Origin of the sequence: Nocardia sp., assembly GCF_025465275.1 — a bacterium.
In the GTDB taxonomy this organism is placed as follows: Bacteria; Actinomycetota; Actinomycetes; order Mycobacteriales; family Mycobacteriaceae; genus Nocardia.
The window spans coordinates 21,492-44,984 of sequence record NZ_JAODNK010000127.1; the positions used below are offsets into that span (position 1 = coordinate 21,492).

The window sequence follows — 23,493 nt, forward strand, 5'->3', positions numbered from 1 at the left end:
GAGGAGAAATCCATGCTGATTTCACAGCGACCGACACTGACCGAAGAGGTTGTGTCCGAGAACCGGTCGCGGTTCACCATCGAACCGCTGGAGCCGGGCTTCGGTTACACCCTCGGCAACTCGCTGCGCCGCACGCTGCTTTCCTCGATCCCGGGTGCTGCTGTCACGAGCATCCGCATCGACGGCGTGCTGCACGAGTTCACCACGGTTCCCGGCGTGAAGGAAGATGTCACCGACATCATCCTGAACCTCAAGGGCCTGGTTGTGTCGTCCGAAGAGGACGAGCCGGTCACCATGTACGTCCGTAAGCAGGGCCCGGGCACCGTCACCGGTGGGGACATCGTTCCCCCGGCCGGCGTGACCGTGCACAACCCGGACATGCAGATTGCGACCCTGAACGACAAGGGCAAGCTGGAGATCGAGCTCGTTGTCGAGCGCGGTCGCGGCTACGTTCCTGCCGTGCAGAACAAGGCGTCGGGTGCGGAAATCGGCCGGATTCCGGTGGATTCGATCTACTCGCCGGTTCTGAAGGTGACCTACAAGGTCGAGGCGACTCGTGTCGAGCAGCGCACCGACTTCGACCGGCTCATCCTGGATGTCGAGACCAAGAACTCGATCTCCGCACGGGATGCGCTGGCGTCGGCGGGTAAGACTCTGGTCGAACTGTTCGGTCTCGCTCGCGAGCTGAACATCGAGGCCGAGGGCATCGAGATCGGCCCGAGCCCGGCCGAGGCGGACCACATCGCCTCGTTCGGTCTGCCGATCGAGGACCTGGATCTGACTGTGCGGTCCTACAACTGCCTCAAGCGCGAGGGTGTTCACACCGTCGGCGAGCTGGTTGCCCGCACCGAGTCCGATCTGCTGGATATCCGTAACTTCGGCCAGAAGTCCATCGACGAGGTCAAGGTCAAGCTGCACTCGCTTGGTCTGTCCCTCAAGGACTCCCCGGCTTCCTTCGATCCGTCCTCCGTCGTCGGTTACGACGCGGCGAGCGGCACCTGGAGCGACAGCGGTTCGTTCAGCGACACCGACAGCGGCGAGCAGGACTACGCCGAGACCGAACAGCTTTAGGCCGTACGGGGTAGGCGCCCCGAATAGGCCTTAGACACAGGAGATTCCCCAATGCCCAAGCCCAAGAAGGGCCGCCGCTTCGGCGGGTCGGCGTCGCACCAGAAGGCGATCTTCGCCAATCTGGCGACGGCGCTCTTCGAGCACGGTCGGATCACGACCACCGAGTCCAAGGCCAAGGCGCTGCGCCCCTACGCCGAGAAGCTTGTCACCAAGGCGAAGGCCGGCTCCCTTGCCGACCGTCGCGAGGTGATGAAGGTGATCCGTAGCAAGGACGTAGTGCACGAGCTTTTCGCGAACATCGGACCTGCGTTCGAGGGTCGCGAGGGTGGCTACACCCGGATCATCAAGACCATCCCGCGCAAGGGTGACAATGCTCCGATGGCGATCATCGAGCTGGTCCGCGAGAAGACCGTGACCAACGAGGCCGATCGGGCCCGTCGTGTCGCCGCTTCGCAGCAGGCCGTCGCCGAGGCTCCGGCCGAGGTTGTCGCGGACGCTCCGGCCGAGGTCGTTGCCGACGCTCCGGCCGAGGCTGTTGCCGAGGAGAAGAAGGAAGACTAAGTCTTCCATCGGATTCCATGAGGAAGCCCGCCGTCCCCTCCGGGTCGGCGGGCTTCACTCATGTTAACCAGGAGATCGCTGTGACCGTGGAGGATCAGACGCCGGAGCCGGTTTCGGTTCGGGTACGGCTGGACATCAGCTACGACGGCACCGACTTCACCGGCTGGGCTCGCCAGCCCGGCCTGCGCACCGTGCAGGGCGTGCTGGAGGAGGCGCTGAGCAAGGTGCGGCGCGAACCCATCGCGCTGACGGTGGCCGGTCGCACCGATGCCGGTGTGCACGCGCAGGGTCAGGTCGCGCACTTCGATACGCACGGCGAGCTGGACGGCCCGCGGCTGCTGCACCGGCTGGCCCGGTTCCTGCCGAAGGATGTGCGGGTCACCGGGGTTCGCCTTGTGCCGCCGGAATTCGACGCACGGTTCTCGGCCATTCGCAGGCACTATGCTTATCGCCTCACCACCGCCCCGTACGGTGCGGAACCACTGCAGACCCGCCATGTGGTGCCCGTTCGCGCCGGCGCCGATCTGGAGGCCATGCGGGCGGCTTCCCGAAAGCTCTTGGGGCTGCACGATTTCGCGGCCTTCTGCCGCCGCCGCGAAGGCGCCACCACGATTCGCGAACTCCAGCGTTTCGACTGGGAGCAGGAAGGCGATCTGCTCACCGCGTACGTCAGTGCGGACGCCTTCTGCTGGTCCATGGTGCGCAGTCTGGTCGGCGCGGTGCTGTCGGTCGGAGAGGGCCGGCGCACGCCGGAGTGGGTCGGCGGGCTGCTGGACGAACGCGAGCGTGCGAGCGCCGTCGCGGTCGCGCCCGCGCACGGGCTGAGCCTCATTGCTGTGGACTATCCAGTGGATTCGGAGCTTGCGGCTCGCAATATGGCGACCCGCGAAATGCGTACCGTGCCCGATTCCACCGGCTGCTGCGGCGACTGACGCGAATTCGCTTATCGCGGAGCAGAATTCGTTGACTCGGACACCTTCTGGAGTCGCAGTTGTTTTGCGGTCGCAGAAACCTTTGCCGTCGTGAATCCTCAAGTCCGCCGTGAAGATTCGCGCTGCAGGTTGCAATCTGCGGCGCTGCCGGGCGGCTGATTCGGCGCACAGGTGTTCGGACGGCAGCCTCGATTCGGGCCTGAAGTCCGAAAGTTGGACGATGTGAAGGGATTTCGACTTCAGGCCTCGCCGATAGTGCGACAATCGGCCAATGACCGGCGGCTCTGAGCCCGCAGTGGTGGAGGTGCAGTCCACACCCGAAGTTTCCGAGAAGGAGACTTTCGAGCAGTGGGAGGCTGCGGTGGCACAGGCCTATGTGCCGCTCGTGGTCACCCCGGTGCGGACGGGGGAGTTCAAGGCCCGCATTGTGCAGTCCCGCTTCGAGGATATGGACGTTTCCACCCTGACCGCGAGCGGACAGCACATCTCGCGGGTTCCGCGGCTGATCCACGAACCGGACGAACCGATTCTGTTCGCCACCGTGACCACGCACGGGCACGGCTGGCTGGAGCAGGACGGTCGCGTCGGGGTCATGGCGGACCGCGGGCTCATGCTCTACGTGAGTTCGCGACCCTTCACCGCCCATTTCGAGCAGACCTGGGGTGTGGTCGCGGTGCAGGTGCCACTGGCGCAGGTGGTGGGCGCCTCCGGGGTGGCCTCGGATCGGCTGCCGACGGCGGTGCGCTTTCCGCCGGAGGGCGCGGCGGGCATCGTCGGCCGATTCTTCTGCGGGCTGGCGCAATTGCAGCAGACCGCGCCCGATCAGGCGGCGGTGCTGGCACGGCACGGCACCGGACTGCTGGCCTCGGTGGTGCAGTTGGCGGCGGGGGACACTCCGCACGATGAGCCGGGGCAGGCGCTGACCAAACAGGCGGCGCTGGCATACATCCAGCGACACTTCGCCGACCCCGGGCTCACGGTGGACCATGTGGCGAATGCCTGTGCGGTGTCGCGGCGCACCCTGTACCGGCTGTTCGAGAACGGGGAGGACGGGGTGGCCGCCATGCTGCGGCGCACCCGGATCGAGCGCGCACTCGCCCTGATCAGGACAGATCCGTCAAGACCGCTGCTCTCGATCTCGCGGGCTGCGGGATTTGTCTCGGAGCGGCAGTTCTATCGGGCCTTCAAGCGCGAGATGGGTATGACGCCAGGCGAATTCCGCACCGTGCACGCGTGATGCGCACGCCGCGAGGCACATTGTGTGCGATGTAGTGTCAAACCCACCTGACGTGAATAGTCAGTGATCTGGCACGAGTGGGCAGTCACGTCGTGGCTAACGATGTGAATACTTGGGGGAGCATCCGGTTCATACCGGTGATCTTCCCGAGCCAACTCGTTGATCCCGTGCACCGGCGGTCTCCTCGTCCGATTCTGCCCCGAGGCGATGCGCCGAGTGCACGTCAGCGCTGCACATCCCAGCGCTGGTTCGGCGTCGATGAAGCCGACGGACCGGGTCATGCGATGCGGAGACGCCGCCCGGTCGTTAGTCGAGCCGCCGACGACCGGGCAGGCGGACTGCCCGGAATACCCGGCAACTAGTCCGTTTCGCCTGTTTCAAACGAATGCAAATTCGTTTGCCGGGGGCTTCGGGGTGGGATGATGCTGAAGTGGGTAACGCGGCAAACGCCAGCGCCGCCGAAGTCTGCTCCAGTTCGGACACTTCGGCTCGTCAGGCGTTCGAGCAGTGGGAGGCGATCGTCGGCGATGCCGTGCTGCCCTCGACGATCGAGCCGCTGGCCCGGGGACATTGGCACGGCAAGGTCAGTACCACGCAGTTCGATCGCTCCAGCTTCACGCTCATGTCCGCCAGTGCGCAGCGGCTCTTCCGCACCAGACGCCAGATCGAGCAGGCCAGCGCCGAATTCCTGCTGGTGAACATTGTTGTCAAGGGCGAGAACCGAACCGAGCAGAACGGCCGGATCGCCGACAGTCCTGCCGGTTCCATCGCCTTCTTCGACAGTGCCCGCCCGATCGAGAGCCGGACCACCGAGAATTCGGTGTCCGCCATCGTGCGCGCGCCCATGCACCTGGTGCTCGAGCATGCGGGCCTGGTGCGTGACGAACTCCCGATAGCCACGCCGATGCCGACCACGGGTGCACTCGGCGTGGTGGCCGGCTTCTTCCGCGGGCTGGCCGAACTGCCGCCCGATGAGACGAATCAGGCCGCGACGGTGCTGGATTCGGAGATCGCGGGCATGCTCTCCTCCGCGGTGCTGCTGGCGACCGGGCGCAACTCGCCCGCCCCCTCGGATTCGCTGTACACGCGTCAGCAGGTGCTGGCGTACCTCCGCCGCCGGTTCACCGATCCGGAGCTCACCGTGGACGAGGTGGCGCATGCGTGCCTGGTCTCGCGCCGCACCCTGTATCGCCTCTGCGAGGGTTTCGGCGGTCCCGCCGCACTCGTGCGGCGCATGCGGGTCGAGCATGCGCGCCGGCTGCTGCGCGCCGATCTCAACCGGCCCCTCGCGGCGGTTGCCGCGGCTTCCGGATTCGCCACGGACCGGCACTTCTATCGCGCGTTCCGAGAGGAAACCGGGCAGACGCCCGGTCAATTCCGCGCCCAATTGGACCCAGGCACACCCGGTCGGTAGCTCGGCACGGGATGTCGCTGCACGCGGCAGACGTTCGGCGAAGGGTGATGGCACAGATCATCCCCATCGTGTCGAAGGGAGCCGAGGTGCCGACAAAGGTGCGCGTAGCTGCCGTCCAGGCCGAACCGCGCTGGCTGGACTTGCGTGCGGGGGTTCAGCAGGCCATCGAACTCATCGAGACGGCGGCAGCCGGCGGTGCGCAGTTGGTTGCCTTCCCGGAGACTTTTCTACCCGGCTATCCGTGGTGGTTGTGGCTGGATTCGGTCAGCTGGGGCCAGGGGTTCTTCGCCCGGTACCGGACCAATTCGATGACGGTGGGCCGCACCGAATTCCGCCGCATCGCCGATGCCGCCCGCCGGCATCGGATACATGTGCTACTGGGCTTCAGCGAGCGCTGTGGCAGTGCGCTGTACATGTCGCAGTGCCTCATCGACGATCGCGGTGTGCTGGCGGGTGTGCGCCGCAAGCCCGAGCTGACGCCGTTGGAGCACCGCATCTTTCGCTCCGGCGAGGTGACCGAGCCGTACGTGTTCCGTACCGATATCGGCCGCATCGGCGTGCAGGGCGGATCGGAGCAATTGCACCTGCCCGCGCGCCAGGAGCTGGAGCGTACGGGCGCACAGGTGCACATCGTGTCGTGGCCGGGTTTCATCATCGCGCGGGATGTGGACTGGGGAGTGCGGGTGAACAATGCGGCCACCCTCTGGTACGCGGTGGTGGGCAATCTCAATGTGGTCGCCGCCTGCTCGGTGATGGATGTGGCGGGCAGCGAAAGTCGCCGTGGCGGTGCGGAACCTGCCAAACAGCTGGTGCGGGGCCCCGGTGGGCACTCGCGCATTTATGCACCCGGGGGAGAGGAGCTGGCGGCTCCGCTGAGTGGGCACGAGGAGGGCATCCTGTACGCGGATCTCGAACTCGAGCTGAGTTGCGAGTCCGCCGCATAGCGACTCGCCGATGTGGCGTCGCGGCGGTTCGGCAATACGGGCGATAGTGATTCGCGGCTATTGGCCCGGTGTTCCGGAATCTGACACACTGCCCGGTATTCGGCCGGTCAGCGGCCGCCGATGGTTGTCGAGGGATGGGGAGTGGAGAGGTCTGCGGAAGTCAATCGGATCGAGGTGCGATCCGGAGTGGAAGCGTCGGCGGTGGAGGCTTTCGAGCGCTGGGAAGCGCATGTGAGCGCGGCCTATGTGCCACTTGCGGTTTCGCCGACACCGACCCACGTCTTTCGTGGCCATATCGAGCATGCGCGATATGGCGATCTCGATCTGACGGTGGTCGGATCGACCCCGCAGGTGATACAGCGGACCGGTCAGCTGATAGCGCGGGCCGAGGACGAGTTCTTGCTCGCGAGTATTCCGCTCGCGGGCACCGCGCGGTTGCATCAGGACGACCGGGTCGCCGAAGTCGGTCCCGGCGGGATCGTGTTCTACGACACTTCCCGGCCCTACCACTGGGAATTCGACCAGGAGTGGGAACAGGTCGTGCTACAGGTCCCGATGAGCAAGCTCCGCGAAAGATACGGAGTGATCGGTACCGAAGTGCCGACGGCCACCAGCTTTTCGGGTGAAAGCTCGGCCGGAATCGTGGCGCAATTCTTCCGCGGTGTCGCGCGATTGCAGCACACCGATCCGGGCGGCGCGGCGCTGCTCGCCGAGCCCGGGGTGGACCTGCTGGCCGCGGCCGTGGTCGCGGCCTCGGGCGGCGTGGCCCGGGACCAGTCGGCGGATGCGTTGAATCGTCAACGGGTGCTCTCGTTCATGCGCGACAACTGCGCAGATCCGGATCTCGGAGTTGATCGAATCGCCGAGGGTTGCCGAATGTCGAGGCGTACCTTGTATCGCGTGTTCGGTGAGTTCGAGGGTGGTCCGGGAGCGGTGTTGCGCCGCATGCGAATCGAACGTGCCTGCGAGTTGTTGCGCGCCGGACCGCAGTTGCCGCTGTCTGTGGTTGCACGGGAATCGGGTTTCCTGACCGAGCGTAGTTTCTACCGATCCTTCCGTACGGAAATGGGGACAACGCCGGGCGCATTCCGTACATTGCTTTGAACTGTTTATTGGTATGAACATCGCAGTGGCATGGAAAGTCGGTAATCCGGCACATGTTGCCATGGTGCCGTTGTTGGCCATTCGAAAGCATGACCTTCCATGAAGGAAGTCGGATGAGGAATACGGTGCGAGTCGCTGCGGTCCAAGCCGAGCCGAAATGGCTGCGGTTGTCCGAAGGTGTCGAGCATGTCGTTGAACTGATCGGCGCAGCCGCTGCGGGTGGGGCGCGCTTGGTCGCATTCCCGGAGACCTTCCTCCCGGGCTATCCGTGGTGGCGCTGGGTGGAATCCAATCAGTGGAACGTCGACTACTCGACTCGCTGTCGCGAAAATTCGATGATTCGCGATGGTGCGGAAATGCGTCGAATCACTGCCGCCGCACGGGACTACGGCATCCAGGTGGTGCTCGGATTCGGGGAACGACAGGATCGCCGAATCTATATGGCACAGGCCGTCATAGACGAAATGGGCCAGCTGATTTCGGTTCGGCGAAAAGCCGGACTCAACAGTGTCGAGCGCAAGGTATTCGCTTCCGGCACACCGAATCTCCCGACCGTGCATCACAGCATCATCGGCAAGGTGGGTGCGCTGACCGGACAGGAGAATCAGCGCCCGCTGCTCACCCGTGCCCTGCGCGCCGACGAGGAGCAGATCCACGTGGCGGCCTGGCCGGGCGGTCTGAACGGCGAAGTGCCGGGACCGGATTCGAGTGTCACCGTGAGCCGGATGTACGCGCTGGAGGCCGGTGCGTATGTGGTCGCGCCCTGCGTGGTGGTCGCCGATACGGGCTGGGCGGGGCGCGGCGGCGCCCCTGCCGTCACGCGCAGTGGCCGGGCGCGGATCTACGGGGCCGACGGCACCGATGTCGTCACGCCGCTCGACGAGGGCGCGGAGGGCATTCTGTTCGCCGACCTCGAACTGGACGCGTCGCGCGCCGGGGATTCGGATTCGGATCTCACGCTGCGGCACCGGATCAGGAAGACCGGCCAGCAGGTTCCCCGGGCGGCGCGTCCCGGCGCGGCGCGGCGCCTGGGTGCGGACCGCTGGGCGGTGCCGCTCACGCTCGGGCAGTATCCGGGCGATACGGCAGCCTGCTGAGCCGGCGGGTCAGGAGCGCACGAGACGCGCGATGGCGTCGGTGGCTTCCTTGATCTTGGCCTCGGCCTCGGGGCCGCCCGCAATGGCAGCGTCGACCACACAGTGGCTGATGTGATCCTCCAGCAGGCCCATGGCGACGGCCTGCAGGGCCTTGGTCATGGCGGAGACCTGGGTCAGGATGTCGATGCAGTACTTTTCCTCTTCGACCATGCGCTGCAGGCCGCGGGACTGACCCTCGATCCGGCGCAGCCGCTTGAGGTAGTCGTCCTTGGCGGTGATGTAGCCGTGCGTCGAGTGGTCGTGTGTCGACGGCTCGGCGGTGGTGGTCTCTTCGTTGGTCACCGACGATTTCCTCACTCCCGGCATCAATACCCCCCTAGGGTACAGGTCCGGGACTGGTAGCACCACTCATGCGCGCATGCGCAAGAATTGCGGCATGAGTTCGGATCCTCGGGCCACGCTGGCCATTATCGGCGGCAGCGGGTTCTACGACTTCTTCGGTGACGACGCGACCACGGTGGAGGTCGACACCCCCTTCGGCGCGCCGAGTGCGCCCATCACCATCGGCGAGGTGGAGGGGCGTTCCGTGGCCTTCCTGCCGCGCCACGGGCGCAAGCACGAGTTCTCGCCGCACACCGTGCCCTACCGGGCCAATATGTGGGCGCTGCGCTCGCTCGGGGTGCGCCGCATCTTCGGGCCCTGTGCGGTCGGCAGCCTGCGCGCCGACTGGGGTCCGGGCACCGTGGCCGTGCCGGACCAGCTGGTCGACCGCACCTCCGGCCGGGACCAGACCTTCTTCGACGCGGGCGGCGTGCACGTCTCCTTCGCCGATCCGTACTGCGCGGAGCTGCGCACCGCCGCCATTTCCGCCGCCGGCACCGAACTGCCGCTGAAGGATCACGGCACCATGGTCGTGGTGCAGGGCCCGCGCTTCTCCACGCGCGCAGAAAGCCAGTGGTTCGCCGGACTGGGCTGGGAGCTGGTCAATATGACCGGGCATCCCGAGGCCGTCCTCGCCCGTGAGCTCGAAATGTGCTACTCCGCAATCGCTCTCGTCACCGACCTGGATGCCGGTGTGGAATCCGGGCACGGTGTCAGCGCCATCGATGTCTTCGCCGAATTCGAGCGAAACCTGGTGCCGTTCAAGGCGCTGGTGCGCCGGGCCGTCGCCGCCGTCGAGGGCGATGACACCTGCGCGGACTGCGCCGTGCACTCCGGTACCGGAGTCCAGTTGCCGTTCGAACTGCCGTAGTACCGACCCCGGAACGCAGGCCCGGTCCGATCTTCCCAGGTCGGACTGGGCCTTCGGCATTCTCCCGGGCACGCACCGGTGCCGGTCGCCTACGCTGGAAGTCATGAGCGAAGGCGGACCGCAGGCCGACCGGACGCGAATACTGCTGACCGGTGCGGCCGGCTATATCGGCGCCCACGTGCATCGCGCCCTGCTCGCCGCGGGCCATGAGGTTATTGCCGTGGATGCCATGCTCGAAGTCGTGCACGGGCCGAATGTCGCTGCGCCCGAGCGGGTTTCCCTCGTCGATATTCGCAATCCGGATGCCTTGGAGCCGCTGCTGCGCGGTGTGGACGTCGTTTGCCATCTGGCCGCCGCGGTTCCGGTGCTGGACCAGTCGGCGCTGCGGTCCGGCCCGGAGAGCGGCTCGCTCGCTGCATCGCCTCGACCCGTTCAGCCGCCCAGCGGTGACGGTAATCGCCCCGATCCGGACGGCTCGGCCGGCGGTGACGGCGATGGCCGTGTCGGATCCGACGGGCGGCCGGAGTCCGCCGGCGGATCCGACATCGCACACGAATTGGGCCACGCCGGTGGGCGCGGCCGGGCCGGAACCGGGCGGCGGGAGGATGTCGGGCACGGGGCCGGGCCGTGTGTGCGTGCGCCGGTCGGGGAGGCCGGGCACGGCGCCACGCGGCCGGGGCCCTTGGAGATGCAGCAGGCTGCCCTGTACGCCACCCACAATGACGCGGGGACGGCGATATTGCTGGCGGCCATGGAGCGCACCGGGGTGCGGCGGCTGGTACTGGCGTCGTCGGTGGCCGTGTACGGCGAGGGGCGGTATCGGGCGGGGCGGTCCGGGCCGTTCTTTCCCGGATTGCGGCGGCGCGGGGATCTGGATCGGGGATTGTTCGATCATCGAGCGCCGCGCACGGGTGAGCTGCTGACCTGGGAGCCGCTGGGTGAGGATGCGCCGCTGCGGCCCCGGAGCGCTTATGCGGCAAGCAAAGTGGCGCAGGAGCACTATGCGCTGGCCTGGGTCGCGAGTACCGGGTCGGCGGCCACGGTGCTGCGGTATCACCATGTGTACGGGGAGCCGGTGGACGCGCGGCGGATACGGTCGGCGGAATCGGCTGTGACGGCACGGTTTCGGGCGGACCTGCGGGCCGGACGGGCGCCGCAGGTTTTCGAGGACGGCGGGCAGGTAAGGGATTTCGTGCATGTGCGCGATATCGCCGCCGCCACCGTGGCCGCCGTCGAGCGGCGGCTGGCCGGGTTCGTGCCGCTGAATATCGCCTCGGGGCGGCCGCTCACGCTGTGGGAGGTGGCCGCCACCATGTCGAAGGCGCTGAACGGTCCGTCGCCCATCGTGACCGGGCACTATCGGATCACCGATATCCGGCACCTGGTCGCCGATCCCGAACGTGCCCGCCATGCACTGGATTTCACCGCCCGCATCACCCCCGCCGCTGGCCTCGCCGCCTACGCCGCCAATTCCGCCGACAGCCGCTGAAGCCAACACCCCAGCCGAATCCGCGCCCAGCCGAATCCGCCTCGCGGCCAGGGCTACCAGCGCAGTGGCCGCGCGACTTCTCAAGCCGAGGCCGAAGACTTCGGGTGCATCGCACAGCCCGCTTACTCATGACGCCGCCCCTACAGAGGCTGTGTGCCGAGGACGCGCGCTGTGCGATGCAATAGGTATGCCCGGGCGCATCGCGCAGCCTGCTTTCGTGTCGAGCAGTGTCTGTAAGGACTGCTTGACGGGGACGCGCGTTGTGCGGTGTGGGGCGCGCACTGTGTGGAGGGGGCAGGGGAAGATAGCGCCGTGAGTACTCCGTTGCGGCTGGAAGTCATTGTGGCGAGTGTGCGGGCGGGGCGGTTCGCGCCGGTGGTGGCGGACTGGTTTCTGCGGGTGGCGCGGGCGGATGAGCGGTTCGAGGTGGGGGTCATCGATCTCATCGATACGCCGTTGCCGGTGGATTTGAGCGTGACAGACGAGGTGCGCGCGTATCTCGAAAGGATCGATGCCGCAGACGCATTCGTGGTGGTTACCTCGGAGTACAACCACGGGTATCCGGCAGCGTTGAAGACCGCGCTCGACACCGCCAAGCGTGAATGGCGGGGCAAGCCCATCGGTTTTGTCAGCTACGGCGGTTTGTCGGGCGGGCTGCGCGCGGTGGAGCAATTGCGGCAGGTGGTCGCCGAGGTGCACATGGTGTCGATCCGCGAGACCGTCAGCTTCCACCAAGCCAAGCGGAAATTCGATGCGGCGGGGGAAACCCAGGACGGTGCGGCGGTCGATGCGGCGCAGCGCCTGCTGCGGCAACTCGATTGGTGGGGAAGGACTTTGCGCGCGGCCGCCGAACCTTATCCGGGCTGACCCGCCAGGGCGTGCGCCGCGCGGGGTTGCCCGATGTAGGTGGATTCCCGGGGGATGGAGACCAGGTTCAATTCCACCTGCGTCGTGCCGCTGCGCAAGGTGATGCGATTTCCCATCGCATCCGGCTGCACGATGGACAGATCCGGCCGCGCGCCCGGCCAGCCCAGCGGATCGCCCGCGAGGTAGAGGGTGGTGACACCGGCGTGCGGCGCGGGTGCGAGTACACCGTCCACCAGCACCGCGGTGAATCCCGCATCGGATTCGTGGGTTTCGGCGGCGAGGGTCAGGCGTTCGGGATTGCCGATGGTCGTGAGCAGCTGCTCCCAGGCGTGCGGCCGTTGGGTGCGAATCAGGACGCGTTCGCCCACGGCCAGCGCGCGGAACACCAGCTGCTGCGCCAGATACAGTTCCCCGGACACGTACACGCTCGAAATGCCTTGGCCCACAAGGCGTACCGCGACACCATTGCCCTCGTCGTCGGAGCCCAGCAGCTGTCCGCAACCGGCCGAGGCCAGCTGCACCGCACCGATCTCCTCGATGCCGCGCACCTGGGTGGGCACGGCGCTGTCCACGCCGGGCACGGCCAGCGGCAGGTGGGCGAGCAGACCCTCGTGGTGGCGGCCGTTCATGGAGATCATGTGCGGCTGTAGCTGCTCCTGCGGCAGTTCCCGCGTGGTGAGCCGCCAGGCCGCGCCGATGCGCACGGTGTCGGCGGTGCGGCCCGGTCGCAGCCGCAGCGCCACCGTGGTGCCGCGGGAGGCGGGCACCCACAGTTGGGCCAGCTGTTCGGAGTCCAGTCGCGCCGGGTCCACGGCCGCGCCGATATTCACGCTGTTGCCGAATTCGGTGTAGCGCCAGTGCTGGGTGAGCTCGCGTGGGTCCAGGCCCGCGGTGATCTGCAGGGCCGCCTGGGTGATCTCGGGGGCGGTGAGCGTGCGGGCCGGGCAGTTCGCATCCTCCAGGGTCCGCAGGATGCGCTGGGTGGCGATGGTGACGGCCCGGCAGGCGCCGTCGAGTCCGCCGCCGCGCCGGGCCGCCGCATCGGGGCACAGCAGCGGTTCGAAGGCGATGGCCAGCCAGACGGTGCGGTGTGCGGTCGCGGGCAGCGGGCCGAGCAGGGATTCGTAGATGGCGCCAGCCGGCGTGCCGGAGCGACTGCGGTGACCGTGCGAGACGATATCGACGCCGGCGAGCAGAATGTCGTGCTGGGTAAGGCTTTTCGCGAGTTCGGGCAGCGGCAGCAGATGCGAGGCCTGCACGGTGGAGCGGCCGAGCCGGGTCAGTCCGCCCCTGGGCGGCAGGACCTCGATCACCGCGACGACCCGGCTGCCGTCCCGGAACAGCCCGAGCGAGCGGCCGTCAGTGCCGTGGAAGTCGATGAGGTCGGTGCGCGGGTGCGGCCGGCGGGCGCGGAAGCGGATCCGGGTGCCGAGCCAGTCACAAACTGTTCGTTTGCCCAGAGGTAACAACAAGACCAGTCCGCACGCTATGGCGACCCCGAAGGCCACCCAGAACGGCATTCCGCACACCACCGCGATGACCAGTACGACCACTGCGGTCACCTGGGCGACCAGCAGGTTCGCCAGGGTGATCCGGCCCAGCAAGGGGCGCGAAATGGTGCCGGATGCGGCCATCGTCGTCCCCCAATAACCCGGTTCGGCCCCGCGGCTTCGTGGCCGAGTGCGAATGAAGATCGTGCAGAACTGTACTGTGTGCGGCGAGCGCAATGACTGGTCGGGGGAGTTTCAATGCCTTCAAAACCGACGACCCGATGGCAGGTGAGCGGCTATCGCTTCCTGGTTCGTCGCATGGAACACGCCCTGGTTCGCAGGGACGTGCGGATGCTGCACGACCCGATGCGGTCGCAGTCGCGGGCCTTCAGTGTCGGATTGATCCTCGCGTGCGTCGCATTGGCGGGTTGCGGAGTACTTGCCCTGCTACGGCCCCAGGACAAGATCGGTTCCAACAAGATCCTCATTGGTAAGGACACGGGGGCCGTTTACGTGGTCCTCGACAATGTGGTGCACCCGGCGCTGAACCTGACCTCGGCGCGCCTGGCGGCGGGGGAGGCCGCCAAACCCGCCACCGTGAAGGAGACCGAACTCGCGAAGAAGCCGCGCGGGCAGCTCATCGGCATTCCCGGCGCTCCCGCCTCGCTCGCCTTCGAATCGAAGTCCAATGGCCGCACCTGGACGATCTGCGATGTGCTCGCCAATGACGGCAGTCGCACCCTGACCACGTCGGTGCTGGCAGGTGATCCGGTGCAGGGCAAAGTATCCGGGCTGGACTCGGGTAAGGGTCTGCTCGTGCAGGGGCGTGATCACACCTATCTGGTCTACGACAATCAGCGTGCCCAGGTGGATATGAACGATCGCGCTGTGGTGGACGCGCTCGATATTCGCGGCCTGACGCCGCGGCCGATCAGTCCGGGGCTGCTCGACTCCATTCCGGAGGTACTGCCGATCGTGCCGCCGCTGATCGCGGATGTCGGTGCGGCCCTGAACTATTCGATCGGCGACCACCGCATCGGTGATGTGGTGCAGGTGCGCACCGATAACAAGAACTACGTCGTGCTCGCCGACGGGCTGCAGCCGGTGTCGGCACTGACCGCCGATATCGTCCGCAATGCCTACCGGTCCACGGCCGCCGACGACCACATCGGCCAGGCCGATCGCACCGGTGCACCCGTGTCGTCGGCGCTGCCGGTCGCGAACTACCCGGACACGGCCCCGGGCATTGTGGACGGCAAGGATCAGCCGGTCGACTGCCTGTCCTGGCGGCCGGTCGAATCCGCCGACCAAACCGATGGCAGTAGGCACGCCGATCTGACCGTGCTGACCGGCCATGCCGTGCCCATTCCGGACCGCGCCCGGCTGGTGCCGCTGGCGCAGGCCGACGGCAATGGCCCGGCGGTCGACAGCTTCTATATGAAGCCAGGCGCGGGCGCGTACGTGCAGACCACCGGCATCGAACCGGATAGCCAGCGGCGCGACAGCCTGTTCTTCGTCTCGGACTATGGCGTCCGGTATGGCATCAAGAATCTGGAGTCGGCCAAAGCCCTTGGCATGGACCCGGAATCGGTGCGTCCCGAACCCGCGCCGTGGTCGATCGCCGGTCTGATCGCCTCCGGGCCGACATTGAGCCGTGAGTCCGCGATGGTGGCACACGATGGTGTCGTCCCCGACCCGAATCCGGCGAAAGATCCTGTCAAAGCACAGAACTGAGCTGTATTTGCCTCAGGCGTCGTCGGAATGCATGCCGAACCTGCGGCGCAGGGGGAACGACACCAGGAAGCCGAGCACCAGCAGAAGACCGACAATGCCCGTGCCGATGAGCGCGACATTGCGAGCGGTGTTGTTCGGTGCAGGACTCGGTGCGGGCAGCGCCAGCTGCTGATCCTTGGCGGCGCTGGGCTGCTTGGGCGGCAGTTCGTTCGGTATCTCCGCGGTGAGTGCGGCCACGGGATCGACTGCGCCGTAACCGACATACGGATTCCAGCCTTCGCCGGGGGCATGCGCGGTGGCTTCGATGCGCTCGATGACATCGTGCGCGGGCATGGCCGGGAAGCGTGAACGCAGCAGGGCCGCAACACCGGAGACGTACGGTGCGGCGAAACTCGTTCCGCTGTAACGGTTCACCTGGCCCTGGTTGGTGACCTTGGCGGTGGTGAGGCCGGTATTGCGGGGGTCCAGAGAGATGACGTCCTCGCCGGGCGCGGCCACCCCCACCCAGGGACCGGGGACCGTGAACTTCGAGGGCTGGCCGAAGGCGTCGATGGAGCCGACGGACAGCACGTAGTCGTCCCACCAGGCCGGGGCCACATACGAATTGACGTGATCCCAGAGATCTTCGTTCGGATGCAAGGGGTCGAAGCCCGGATTGCTCGCCTTGCAACTATCGGTATTGCCCGCGGATGTGACGATGACGACGTCCTTCTCCACGGCCGCGTAGCGCACCGCCGCGCCGAGTGTGCCCATCTCGGTGCTCTCGGGTCGGCTGGTAGGGCACGCCACCAGGGAGATATTGATGATCCGGGCTCCGGCATCGGCGGCCCGGCGCACGGCGGAGGCCAGTGCGGAGATCTTGCCGTAGCCGTCGGGCATATCGTCGGGGCCCTTGTCCCGGCCTGCGCCCTCGGCCTGGTACATGGCGCTGGTCTGGCGGATGGTCATGATCCGGGCGTCCGGGGCGACGCCGGAGAAGCCCTGGCCGCTGACCTGGCTGGCGGCAATGAGTCCGGCGACGATGGTGCCGTGCGCATCACAATCCTCGGTGCCGTCACCGGAATTGGCGACGTAGTCGCCGCCGGGAATGAGGCCGGGCAGGCGCGGGTGCGGGGAGACGCCGGTGTCGATGACCGCGACCAATTGGCCTGCGCCACGGGAGAACTGCCAGGCGTGCTCCAGGTCCAGTGCGCGCTGGGTGGGCGGGATGGTCGGGCCGTCGCCACCGGCCTGGGTGCTGATGCAGGGGGAGTTGGCCGGGTGTTCTGTTTTGCCCGGCGGGGCCGCGGGACCTCCGGGTGGCAGCAGGCCTGGGTCGATGGCCGGGGGCCGTTCGGTGTGGGCCGCCTCAGGTTTGGCCGCCGCGATACCGGAGTCCATGCCGAACGACATCATCGATGCCAGCGTCGCGGCGGCGGCGACCGTCCGCAGCCCGGTGGTGTGCCACGCCCGCGCTGGACCGGCTGCCCTCGCATGGAAACCCCTGGTATTCACCGCATTACCCGTTCGGCTCAGAGTCCGCGCACGAGCGTGTAGAGGCCACTCACCCAGAACACCAGTGGCACAACGGCGGCCACGAAGGCGTACTCCAGCAGCTCTACCGCGCGCCGCAGCGGCGGGGTGGCCTGCTGCCGCGGCACGATGATGCCCAGCACCAGCGCCGCCACCAGCAGGATCAGGGCCGCGCCGAAGACGGCGAGGGGCTGGTCCACCAGAAAAGCCGCGCCGCCCAACAGGATCAGCAGCATGGCCGCGCCGCCGGCGATGAGTATCACGGCCTGTTCCGCGCCCGCATAGGTGCGGCTGCGGAACATGAGAACGACGGCGCACACCACGGCGAGCGCCAGACCCGGCCAGTAAGTGTTGTCCGAATGTGGGTCGGTGGCGGTCAGCGCGCCGGCCGCGACCACGAGGGTGGTGGCGGCGACCAGTCCGGCCAGATACTTGCGGGCCCGTTCGGATTTGGTGCGCAGGGCCTCCAGGCTGGGCAGTGCGCGGTGATCGTCCGGATCGTCCTCGGTAGGGTCGATCGGCGTGCCGGGTGCGGGCACCGGTGGCAGCGGCAGCTTGGCCAGCAGCATGGAAAGCCTTGGCGCGAGCGATAATCCGGCCAGGCCCAGCGCGGCGGCACCCGCACCGATGGCCTTCGACGGGAGGTGAGTGAGCAGTCCGACGAGCGCTGCGGGAACCATATAGACGGCGAGCGTGGTCGCACCGATGAACAGGCCGAGCCCGACGCCGCTCACCCGCCACGCGAGAATCGCTGTGGCACCAGCCAATACCGCGCCGAGCAGCAGATTCGCCCAGCCGTAGTGATCGGGTACGAAGAGCATGCCCGCGCTGAATGCCGCCGGGAGTGCGCAACCGCCCAGGACCAGTGCGCTCGCGGTGTCTCGGTACATACGGCTGAGCACCATGCTTGACACCACCAGCAAGACGGCCACGAACAGCGCCACGGCGCCGCTCACCCAGCCGGACACGGCATCGGGTGCGGCCAGCAGGCCGAGACAGCCGACCAGCATGGTCAGCACTGCCAGCAGCGAGCCGGTCAGCCGGGCCGTACCGGGTGTCCAGCCGCGGAAGTGGTCGGCATCGGCAATGGCGACGTTGTACATGATGTCGTCGAACAGTGGTGTGGGCGCGGTGTGTTCGGCGCTCTCCAGCATGAGCAGTTCGCCGTCGCGCACGCCCTGTTCGGCGAGGCTGAGGGAATTGGACAGCGGCGGCTGCCCGATGCGGGCCAGCACCCATTCGTGCGGTTCGAAGTGTTCGCCGTCATTGTCGAAGTCATTGGTGCGGCTGTGCTGGGCGACCATATCGACCACGCTGGGGATGACGAGGGCGACCGGCACATCGATCGGAATGGCCATATCGACCTGGGTGTGCTTGGCCAGCAGGGTGACGCGCGCGAGATCCGGCGCGCGGACGGTGCCGCGTGCGTCGTCGATATGGTCCATTCGCGCGTTGGTCACGCTGCCCCCACCTCGGTGTGCGTCTTTGTGCCCTGTGAGTGCGCGCGAAACCACGGTCGCAGCGCCGGGATATGCAGAAATGCTGCCCGCACTGTACGTCATAGCGATCGCTGGACGTACACTGAGCCCCGCATTCCAGACATCCGATGGGGGATTCTGCACGCGATGAGCACCGTCCGATTCCAGCGCCGTCCACGCCGGGAGATTCCACGCTCACCGGGCGGTGAGGTGACGCTCCAGCCGCCGCCGGAGATTCCGCGCAATATTCCAGCGAACTTGTTCGGCAAGCTCATGCCCTTGGTCATGGGCGTCGGCATGCTGGGCATGGTCGTGCTCATGTTCACCTCGGGCAGCGGCATCGCCACCAATCCCATGAGTCTGATGTTCCCGATGATGATGGTCTTCTCCATGATCGGCATGTACGCAGGTCAGGGAGGAAAGGGACAAAAAGCCGCGGAGGCCAACGAGGATCGCAAGGACTATCTGCGCTATCTCGACCAGGTCCGCCGGGATGTCGAGGAGACGGCCGGGCAGCAGCGCGCGGCAGTCGAGTGGAGTCATCCCGAACCCGGGGTGGTGTGGATGCTCGCGGGCACCACACGCATGTGGGAGCGACGTCCTGGCGACAAGGATTTCTGCCATGCCCGCATCGGGCTCGGGAGCCAGCGTCTGGCCACCCGGCTGGTGGCCCCCGAGACCGGTCCGGTGGAGGAGCTGGAGCCGATAGCTGCGGTGTCGCTGCGACGCTTCGTCCGGACTCACTCGACGGTCCCGGATCTGCCGACAGCGCTCGCGGTGAAGGGCTTCGCGAGCGTTCAGCTCACCGGAGACCGGGCGCAGGCCCGCGAGATGACGCGGGCAATGCTACTGCAGCTCGCCATGTTCCAGGGCCCGGATCAGGTACTTGTCGCCGTGGTCTGCGGACCCGATACCGCCCGCGAATGGGAATGGGCGAAATGGCTGCCGCACACCCAGCATCCGGATGCGCAGGACGGTGTCGGCAGTGAGCGCATGGTGTACGGATCCATTCGTGAGGCGCATGCGAGCCTGCATTCACTGCTGTACAACAGGGTTCGCTATTCGCGCAATCAACCGCCCAATCCGAATCTGACGCAGATCGTGCTGGTGGTCGACGGCGGACTGCTCGAAGCCGAGGAAGATCCCCTGCGGGAGAACGGTTTCGAAGGCGTCACCGTGATCGACCTGTGCGGGTACGCGCCTCGGCTGGCTGCCTCACGCGGCATTCAGATGCTGGTGGAGAACGGTGAATGCGCCGGTCGCGGGGCCACCGGCGTCATGGAGCGGTTCGCGGTCATCGACCGTATTACCGCCCGCGAGGCCGAGCAGGCGGCGCGGCGACTCGCACCGTATCGGGCCGCCGTGCAGCGCACGGGTACCGATACCGGTGACGAGGGCGAGGTCATTTCGAGCTGGTCGCAGTTGCTTGGCCTCGGCGATCTGGGCGCCTTCAACCCGGAAAGCGCATGGCAGCCCCGCTACGGGCGGGAACGGCTGCGGGTGCCGTTCGGCGTCGGTGCGGACGGGCTGCCGGTGGTGCTCGATATCAAGGAAGCCGCCGAAGGCGGTATGGGCCCGCACGGGTTGTGCATCGGCGCGACCGGGTCGGGAAAGTCGGAATTTCTTCGGACACTGGTGCTTTCGCTCATTGCCACGCACTCGCCCGATCAGCTCAATTTTGTGCTCGTCGACTTCAAGGGCGGCGCGACCTTCCTCGGGCTGGAGGGTGTGGCCCATGTCGCGGCCATTATCACCAACCTGGAGGAGGAGGCCGACCTCGTCGACCGCATGCGCGACGCCCTCGCCGGTGAGATGAACCGCCGGCAGGAAGTGCTACGTGCGGCAGGCAATTTCGCCAATGTCTCCGAGTACGAGAAGGCGCGCGCGGCCGGTGCGGATCTGGATCCCATGCCCGCACTGTTCGTGGTGCTGGACGAATTCTCCGAATTGCTGTCGCAGCACCCGGATTTCGCCGAACTCTTCACCATGATCGGGCGACTGGGACGTTCGCTGCATGTGCATCTACTGCTGGCTTCGCAGCGGTTGGAGGAGGGGCGGCTCAAGGGACTGGAGAGTCATCTGTCCTATCGGATCGGGTTGAAGACGTTCTCCGCCAATGAATCCCGTCAGGTTTTGGGTGTGCCCGATGCCTACAATCTGCCGGGCAATCCCGGCGGCGGCTATTTGAAGTCCGACTCCGGTGAGATCGTGCGGTTCCAGTCCTCGTATGTTTCCGGGCCCTATGTGGGTGTCGGCTCGCAGCGTGATGTCGCGGTGGATGCGGGGGACGGCGATATCGATATCACCGCACGCCCGTTCACCGCCATTCATGTGGATTTCCGTGCGGAGGACCATATTCCACTGCCCGCGCTGACGGAACTGGTGCAGGCGCAGCCGGATGCCGAACAGGTCTCCAACCTGCAGATGCTGGTGTCGCGGGTGCGTGAGCACGGGCGGCCGGCGCACGAAATCTGGCTGCCGCCACTGGATGCGGCGCCCACGCTGGATCAGCTCGTGCCCCGCTCGGTGCTCACCGGTGATTGGAACCCGGTCGCTGCCCTGCGCGCGCCCATCGGCATCGTCGATCGCCCCTATGATCAGCGCCGCGATCCGCTGGTGGTGGACCTGTCCGGGTCCCGCGGCAATGTGGCGGTGGTCGGTGGTCCGCAGTCGGGTAAGTCGACGGCGCTGCGGTCGCTGGTCATGGGAATGTCCTTGACCCACACCGCCGAACAGGTGCAGTTCTATCTGCTCGACTTCGGTGGTGGCACGCTGGTCGGACTGGAGGGATTGCCGCATGTCGGCACTGTCGCGAGCCGCATCGAGAGCGATAAGGTGCGGCGCACCGTCGCTGAGATGGTGACCATCGTCCGGCAGCGCGAGGCGCGGTTCCGGCAGCTCGGCATCGAATCCATGGCGGAGTTCCGGCGGCTGCGGGCGCTCGATCCGTCGGCGAGCTCGGCCGCTGCCGGGGCGCACGAGGATCCGTTCGGTGACGCCTTCCTGGTGATCGACGGCTACGGCAGCTTCCGGCAGGAGTTCGAGGCGCTCGAACAGACCGTCATGAACCTTGCGGTGCAGGGGCTTTCGTACGGGGTGCACGTGGTGATCTCACTGGCGCGCTGGCCGGAGGCGCGACCCGCGCTCAAGGACCAGATCGGCACCCGCATCGAACTGCGGCTCGGTGATCCGATGGATTCCGATCTGGGGCGCAAGTTCGCGGCCCTGGTGCCCATGGGCAGGCCCGGTCGCGGTATGACCGCGGATCTGCTGCATATGCTCACCGCGCTGCCGCGGATCGACGGTGACCCGAATCCGCAGACGCTGGGAATCGGAGTGGCACAGGCTGTTTCAGCGATCTCCGAACGCACTCCCGGTCGTCCCGCGCCGCGTGTGCGCATGCTCCCGGAGCGACTGCCCCGGGAAGAGCTGCTCGCCCTGGCCGGAAACTGGCCTGCCGCAGTGGATTCGGATCAGCCGGCACTGCGTTTCCCGATCGGTATCACCGAATCCGAGCTGGCCCCCGCGCAATTGGACTTCACCGTCAGCCCGCACTTCGTGATCATCGGCGATTCGGAGAGTGGTAAGACCACGCTGCTGCGTTCGATCGTCCAGTCGATCTGCGCGTCCAATACTCCGGACCAGGCGCGCATCATCATGGGTGACTATCGGCGCACCATGCTCGGCACGGTGCCGCCGGGCTATCTCGCCGGGTACGGCTCCACCGCACCGCAATTCACCCAGCAGATGACCGATCTGGCCGCCTATGTCACCCAGCGCATGCCCGGCCCGGATGTGACGCCGCAGCAGCTCAAGGATCGCTCCTGGTGGAAGGGACCCGAGCTCTACGTCATCGTCGATGACTACGACCTGGTCGCCACCGCCACCGGCAATCCGCTGCACGCTCTCGTGGACCACCTCGCGCACGCCCGGGACCTGGGCTTCCACCTGATCATCGCCCGGCGCTCCGGCGGCGCGGGCCGCGCCCTCTACGAGGCCACCCTCAACCGTATGAAGGAACTCAACTCCGCGGCCTTGATCATGAGCTGCAGCCGCGACGAGGGCATCCTCTTCGGCAACGCCCGCCCCGCCCTCATGCCCCCCGGCCGCGGCACCTATGTCACCCGCGCCGGCGAAGACCTCATCCAACTCGGCTGGCTCCCACCGGCCTAGCCCCGTCATTCACCCCGTCATCCATTCACCCCCCGTCATCCCGGTGCGCTTTTGGCCGGGATCCACAGTGGATCCCGGCCAAAAACTGCCGGGATGGCGGAGAGGACTGCCCTGGGATGGCGGAGGGGACTGCCCTGGGATGGCGGAGGGGACTGCCCTGGGATGACGGAGGGGACTGCCCCGCGATGACGGAGGGGACTGCCCCGCGATGACGGAGAGGACTGCCCCGCGATGGCGGAGAGGACTGCCCCGGGATGACGGAGAGGACTGCCCCGGGATGACGGAGGGGACTGCCTCTGGATGGCGACGAGGGCGGGCGGCGACGACTCCGCGAACCGGCGCGCCCGGTTATGCGAAAGCCAGCGCGCCCCGGCACATATTTGCCGGGGCGCGCTATTTGTCGTGCCGTGGGTCAGAACAGGCCGGCGAGGGCGATGTCCTTGGCCTGGAGTTCGGCATTGCCGGTGCGGACCAGGGTGCCTGCGCCGCTGAGAGTGGCGTTGAGCTGGCCTACGTGGACGTTCCATGTGCGCTGGAGATCGGCGAACGCGTCGTTGGTGTCGCCCTTCCAGTTATTGGTGACGAACTCTTCCACGCTGCGGTGGAAGGCCTCGAGCTGGTCGCGAATGTGCTCCGCGCGGCGGATGACCGAGTTCGCGCCGTCCGCGACACCTTCGAAGTGCGCGGAGATGACCTGGCCGTTTGCTGCTGCCATTGTGATGTCCTTTGTCCGAAGTAGAAGAGGGGCTACACAGCCGGCAGGTCGAGGCTGGAGACCTGCGCATTGATCTGGGCCTTGTAATCCTGGTCGTGCTCTTCGTACTGCGAGCCGACGCGGATCAGGTTCTCGGTGGTCTCCACGAGCTTGTTATTGAGCTTGTCGGCCTGGAAGTAGTAGCGCTCCATGAAGGCGTTGAACGCATCGCGTGCCCCGCCCTGCCAGTTCGAGCCGACAGTCATGTTGTCCTCATCGCGCTTCAGATCCGCAATGGCGTGCATGAGCATGTCGTGCGTCTTCTTGAACTCCTGGGCCTTGGCCTGGATGAGCTCATTACTGGCTTCGAATGCACCGGCCACGGTGCCTCCTTTCGATTAGTTGAACGACACTGTGTTCGAACACACGGTGTCGAACACACAG

General features: G+C 66.8%; 19 protein-coding genes and 1 pseudogene. 14 read left to right on the forward strand and 6 right to left on the reverse strand.

Translation table 11 applies throughout. The features are described from left to right. Nucleotides 1-12: 12 nt before the first annotated feature. From JWN03_RS27615 to JWN03_RS27650, 8 genes are all read left to right on the forward strand, one after another. Entirely contained in the window at nt 13-1,071 is a 1,059-nt protein-coding gene (locus JWN03_RS27615; protein WP_297621177.1) for a DNA-directed RNA polymerase subunit alpha, read from the forward strand. A 51-nt stretch (nt 1,072-1,122) separates the two neighbouring features. Further along, complete coding sequence (gene rplQ, locus JWN03_RS27620) at nt 1,123-1,632, forward strand: 50S ribosomal protein L17 (protein ID WP_297621179.1); 510 nt, start codon at nt 1,123-1,125, stop codon at nt 1,630-1,632. Nucleotides 1,633-1,649: 17 nt separating this feature from the next. Further along, nucleotides 1,650-2,564: a tRNA pseudouridine(38-40) synthase TruA gene (gene truA, locus JWN03_RS27625; protein WP_441343065.1), complete on the forward strand. Its 915-nt coding sequence runs from the start codon at nt 1,650-1,652 to the stop codon at nt 2,562-2,564. 271 nt (nt 2,565-2,835) lie between these two features. Next, on the forward strand, nt 2,836-3,801 hold the full coding sequence (locus JWN03_RS27630) for a helix-turn-helix domain-containing protein (RefSeq protein WP_297621183.1): 966 nt from the start codon (nt 2,836-2,838) through the stop codon (nt 3,799-3,801). Nucleotides 3,802-4,231: 430 nt separating this feature from the next. Further along, complete coding sequence (locus tag JWN03_RS27635; RefSeq protein WP_297621185.1) at nt 4,232-5,215, forward strand: AraC family transcriptional regulator; 984 nt, start codon at nt 4,232-4,234, stop codon at nt 5,213-5,215. 68 nt (nt 5,216-5,283) lie between these two features. Continuing rightward, the gene (locus JWN03_RS27640; RefSeq protein WP_297621187.1) at nt 5,284-6,159 is read left to right on the forward strand and encodes a nitrilase-related carbon-nitrogen hydrolase; all 876 of its coding nucleotides are present in this window, start codon (nt 5,284-5,286) and stop codon (nt 6,157-6,159) included. Nucleotides 6,160-6,300: 141 nt separating this feature from the next. Then, nucleotides 6,301-7,263: a helix-turn-helix domain-containing protein gene (locus tag JWN03_RS27645; RefSeq protein ID WP_297621189.1), complete on the forward strand. Its 963-nt coding sequence runs from the start codon at nt 6,301-6,303 to the stop codon at nt 7,261-7,263. Between the two features lie 113 nt (nt 7,264-7,376). After that, a complete protein-coding gene (locus JWN03_RS27650; protein ID WP_297621191.1) occupies nt 7,377-8,360 on the forward strand; it encodes a nitrilase-related carbon-nitrogen hydrolase in 984 nt (327 codons plus the stop codon). A 9-nt stretch (nt 8,361-8,369) separates the two neighbouring features. Here the strand turns inward: JWN03_RS27650 and JWN03_RS27655 are convergent, their stop codons facing one another. Continuing rightward, nucleotides 8,370-8,726, reverse strand: a complete 357-nt coding sequence (locus JWN03_RS27655) for a metal-sensitive transcriptional regulator (RefSeq protein WP_441343066.1) — start codon at nt 8,724-8,726, stop codon at nt 8,370-8,372. A 70-nt stretch (nt 8,727-8,796) separates the two neighbouring features. On the opposite strand from JWN03_RS27655, the gene JWN03_RS27660 reads away from it, so the two are divergent. The 4 genes and pseudogenes from JWN03_RS27660 to JWN03_RS27675 all read left to right on the forward strand — a co-directional run bounded on the left by JWN03_RS27660 (nt 8,797) and on the right by JWN03_RS27675 (nt 11,968). Further along, nucleotides 8,797-9,612: an S-methyl-5'-thioadenosine phosphorylase gene (locus JWN03_RS27660; protein WP_297621195.1), complete on the forward strand. Its 816-nt coding sequence runs from the start codon at nt 8,797-8,799 to the stop codon at nt 9,610-9,612. Nucleotides 9,613-9,715: 103 nt separating this feature from the next. Then, nucleotides 9,716-9,979, forward strand: a pseudogene (locus tag JWN03_RS27665) (NAD-dependent epimerase/dehydratase family protein); the annotation flags it as partial. After that, nucleotides 9,977-11,101, forward strand: coding sequence for an NAD-dependent epimerase/dehydratase family protein (locus JWN03_RS27670; RefSeq protein ID WP_366914479.1), 1,125 nt, complete (start codon nt 9,977-9,979; stop codon nt 11,099-11,101). The pseudogene JWN03_RS27665 and the gene JWN03_RS27670, both read left to right, overlap by 3 nt. A 312-nt stretch (nt 11,102-11,413) precedes the next feature. Then, on the forward strand, nt 11,414-11,968 hold the full coding sequence (locus tag JWN03_RS27675; RefSeq protein ID WP_297621197.1) for an NADPH-dependent FMN reductase: 555 nt from the start codon (nt 11,414-11,416) through the stop codon (nt 11,966-11,968). Here JWN03_RS27675 and eccE read toward each other — a convergent pair. Beyond that, nucleotides 11,956-13,602 carry a type VII secretion protein EccE gene (eccE, locus tag JWN03_RS27680; protein ID WP_297621199.1) on the reverse strand — a complete coding sequence of 549 codons (1,647 nt, stop codon included), beginning with the start codon at nt 13,600-13,602 and terminating at the stop codon, nt 11,956-11,958. The two genes, JWN03_RS27675 and eccE, sit on opposite strands and share 13 nt — an antisense overlap. A gap of 114 nt (nt 13,603-13,716) precedes the next feature. Here eccE and eccB point away from each other — a divergent pair, with 114 nt between their 5' ends. Beyond that, nucleotides 13,717-15,192 (forward strand): type VII secretion protein EccB, encoded by a 1,476-nt coding sequence (eccB, locus tag JWN03_RS27685; RefSeq protein WP_297621201.1) that lies wholly within the window; start codon nt 13,717-13,719, stop codon nt 15,190-15,192. Nucleotides 15,193-15,204: 12 nt separating this feature from the next. On the opposite strand, the gene mycP is transcribed toward eccB, so the two are convergent. Both mycP and eccD read right to left on the reverse strand, forming a co-directional pair. Further along, nucleotides 15,205-16,686 carry a type VII secretion-associated serine protease mycosin gene (gene mycP / locus JWN03_RS27690; protein WP_366914477.1) on the reverse strand — a complete coding sequence of 494 codons (1,482 nt, stop codon included), beginning with the start codon at nt 16,684-16,686 and terminating at the stop codon, nt 15,205-15,207. A gap of 17 nt (nt 16,687-16,703) precedes the next feature. Next, nucleotides 16,704-18,164, reverse strand: coding sequence for a type VII secretion integral membrane protein EccD (eccD, locus tag JWN03_RS27695; RefSeq protein ID WP_297621203.1), 1,461 nt, complete (start codon nt 18,162-18,164; stop codon nt 16,704-16,706). A gap of 165 nt (nt 18,165-18,329) precedes the next feature. Here eccD and eccCa point away from each other — a divergent pair, with 165 nt between their 5' ends. Then, nucleotides 18,330-22,355 (forward strand): type VII secretion protein EccCa, encoded by a 4,026-nt coding sequence (eccCa, locus tag JWN03_RS27700; RefSeq protein WP_297621205.1) that lies wholly within the window; start codon nt 18,330-18,332, stop codon nt 22,353-22,355. 412 nt (nt 22,356-22,767) lie between these two features. On the opposite strand, the gene JWN03_RS27705 is transcribed toward eccCa, so the two are convergent. Next, nucleotides 22,768-23,070: a WXG100 family type VII secretion target gene (locus tag JWN03_RS27705; protein WP_297621207.1), complete on the reverse strand. Its 303-nt coding sequence runs from the start codon at nt 23,068-23,070 to the stop codon at nt 22,768-22,770. 32 nt (nt 23,071-23,102) lie between these two features. After that, a complete protein-coding gene (locus tag JWN03_RS27710; RefSeq protein ID WP_297621209.1) occupies nt 23,103-23,432 on the reverse strand; it encodes a WXG100 family type VII secretion target in 330 nt (109 codons plus the stop codon). Nucleotides 23,433-23,493 lie beyond the last annotated feature (61 nt).

Excerpts from the sequence above, each read along its gene's own strand:
- JWN03_RS27650 (WP_297621191.1), top strand. The coding sequence starts at position 7,377 with ATGAGGAATACGGTGCGAGTCGCTGCGGTCCAAGCCGAGCCGAAATGG.
- JWN03_RS27660 (WP_297621195.1), top strand. The coding sequence starts at position 8,797 with ATGAGTTCGGATCCTCGGGCCACGCTGGCCATTATCGGCGGCAGCGGG.
- eccE (WP_297621199.1), bottom strand. The coding sequence starts at position 13,602 with ATGGCCGCATCCGGCACCATTTCGCGCCCCTTGCTGGGCCGGATCACC.
- JWN03_RS27615 (WP_297621177.1), top strand. The coding sequence starts at position 13 with ATGCTGATTTCACAGCGACCGACACTGACCGAAGAGGTTGTGTCCGAG.
- JWN03_RS27655 (WP_441343066.1), bottom strand. The coding sequence starts at position 8,726 with ATGCCGGGAGTGAGGAAATCGTCGGTGACCAACGAAGAGACCACCACC.
- eccCa (WP_297621205.1), top strand. The coding sequence starts at position 18,330 with ATGAGCACCGTCCGATTCCAGCGCCGTCCACGCCGGGAGATTCCACGC.
- JWN03_RS27630 (WP_297621183.1), top strand. The coding sequence starts at position 2,836 with ATGACCGGCGGCTCTGAGCCCGCAGTGGTGGAGGTGCAGTCCACACCC.
- JWN03_RS27705 (WP_297621207.1), bottom strand. The coding sequence starts at position 23,070 with ATGGCAGCAGCAAACGGCCAGGTCATCTCCGCGCACTTCGAAGGTGTC.
- eccB (WP_297621201.1), top strand. The coding sequence starts at position 13,717 with ATGCCTTCAAAACCGACGACCCGATGGCAGGTGAGCGGCTATCGCTTC.
- truA (WP_441343065.1), top strand. The coding sequence starts at position 1,650 with ATGAGGAAGCCCGCCGTCCCCTCCGGGTCGGCGGGCTTCACTCATGTT.
- rplQ (WP_297621179.1), top strand. The coding sequence starts at position 1,123 with ATGCCCAAGCCCAAGAAGGGCCGCCGCTTCGGCGGGTCGGCGTCGCAC.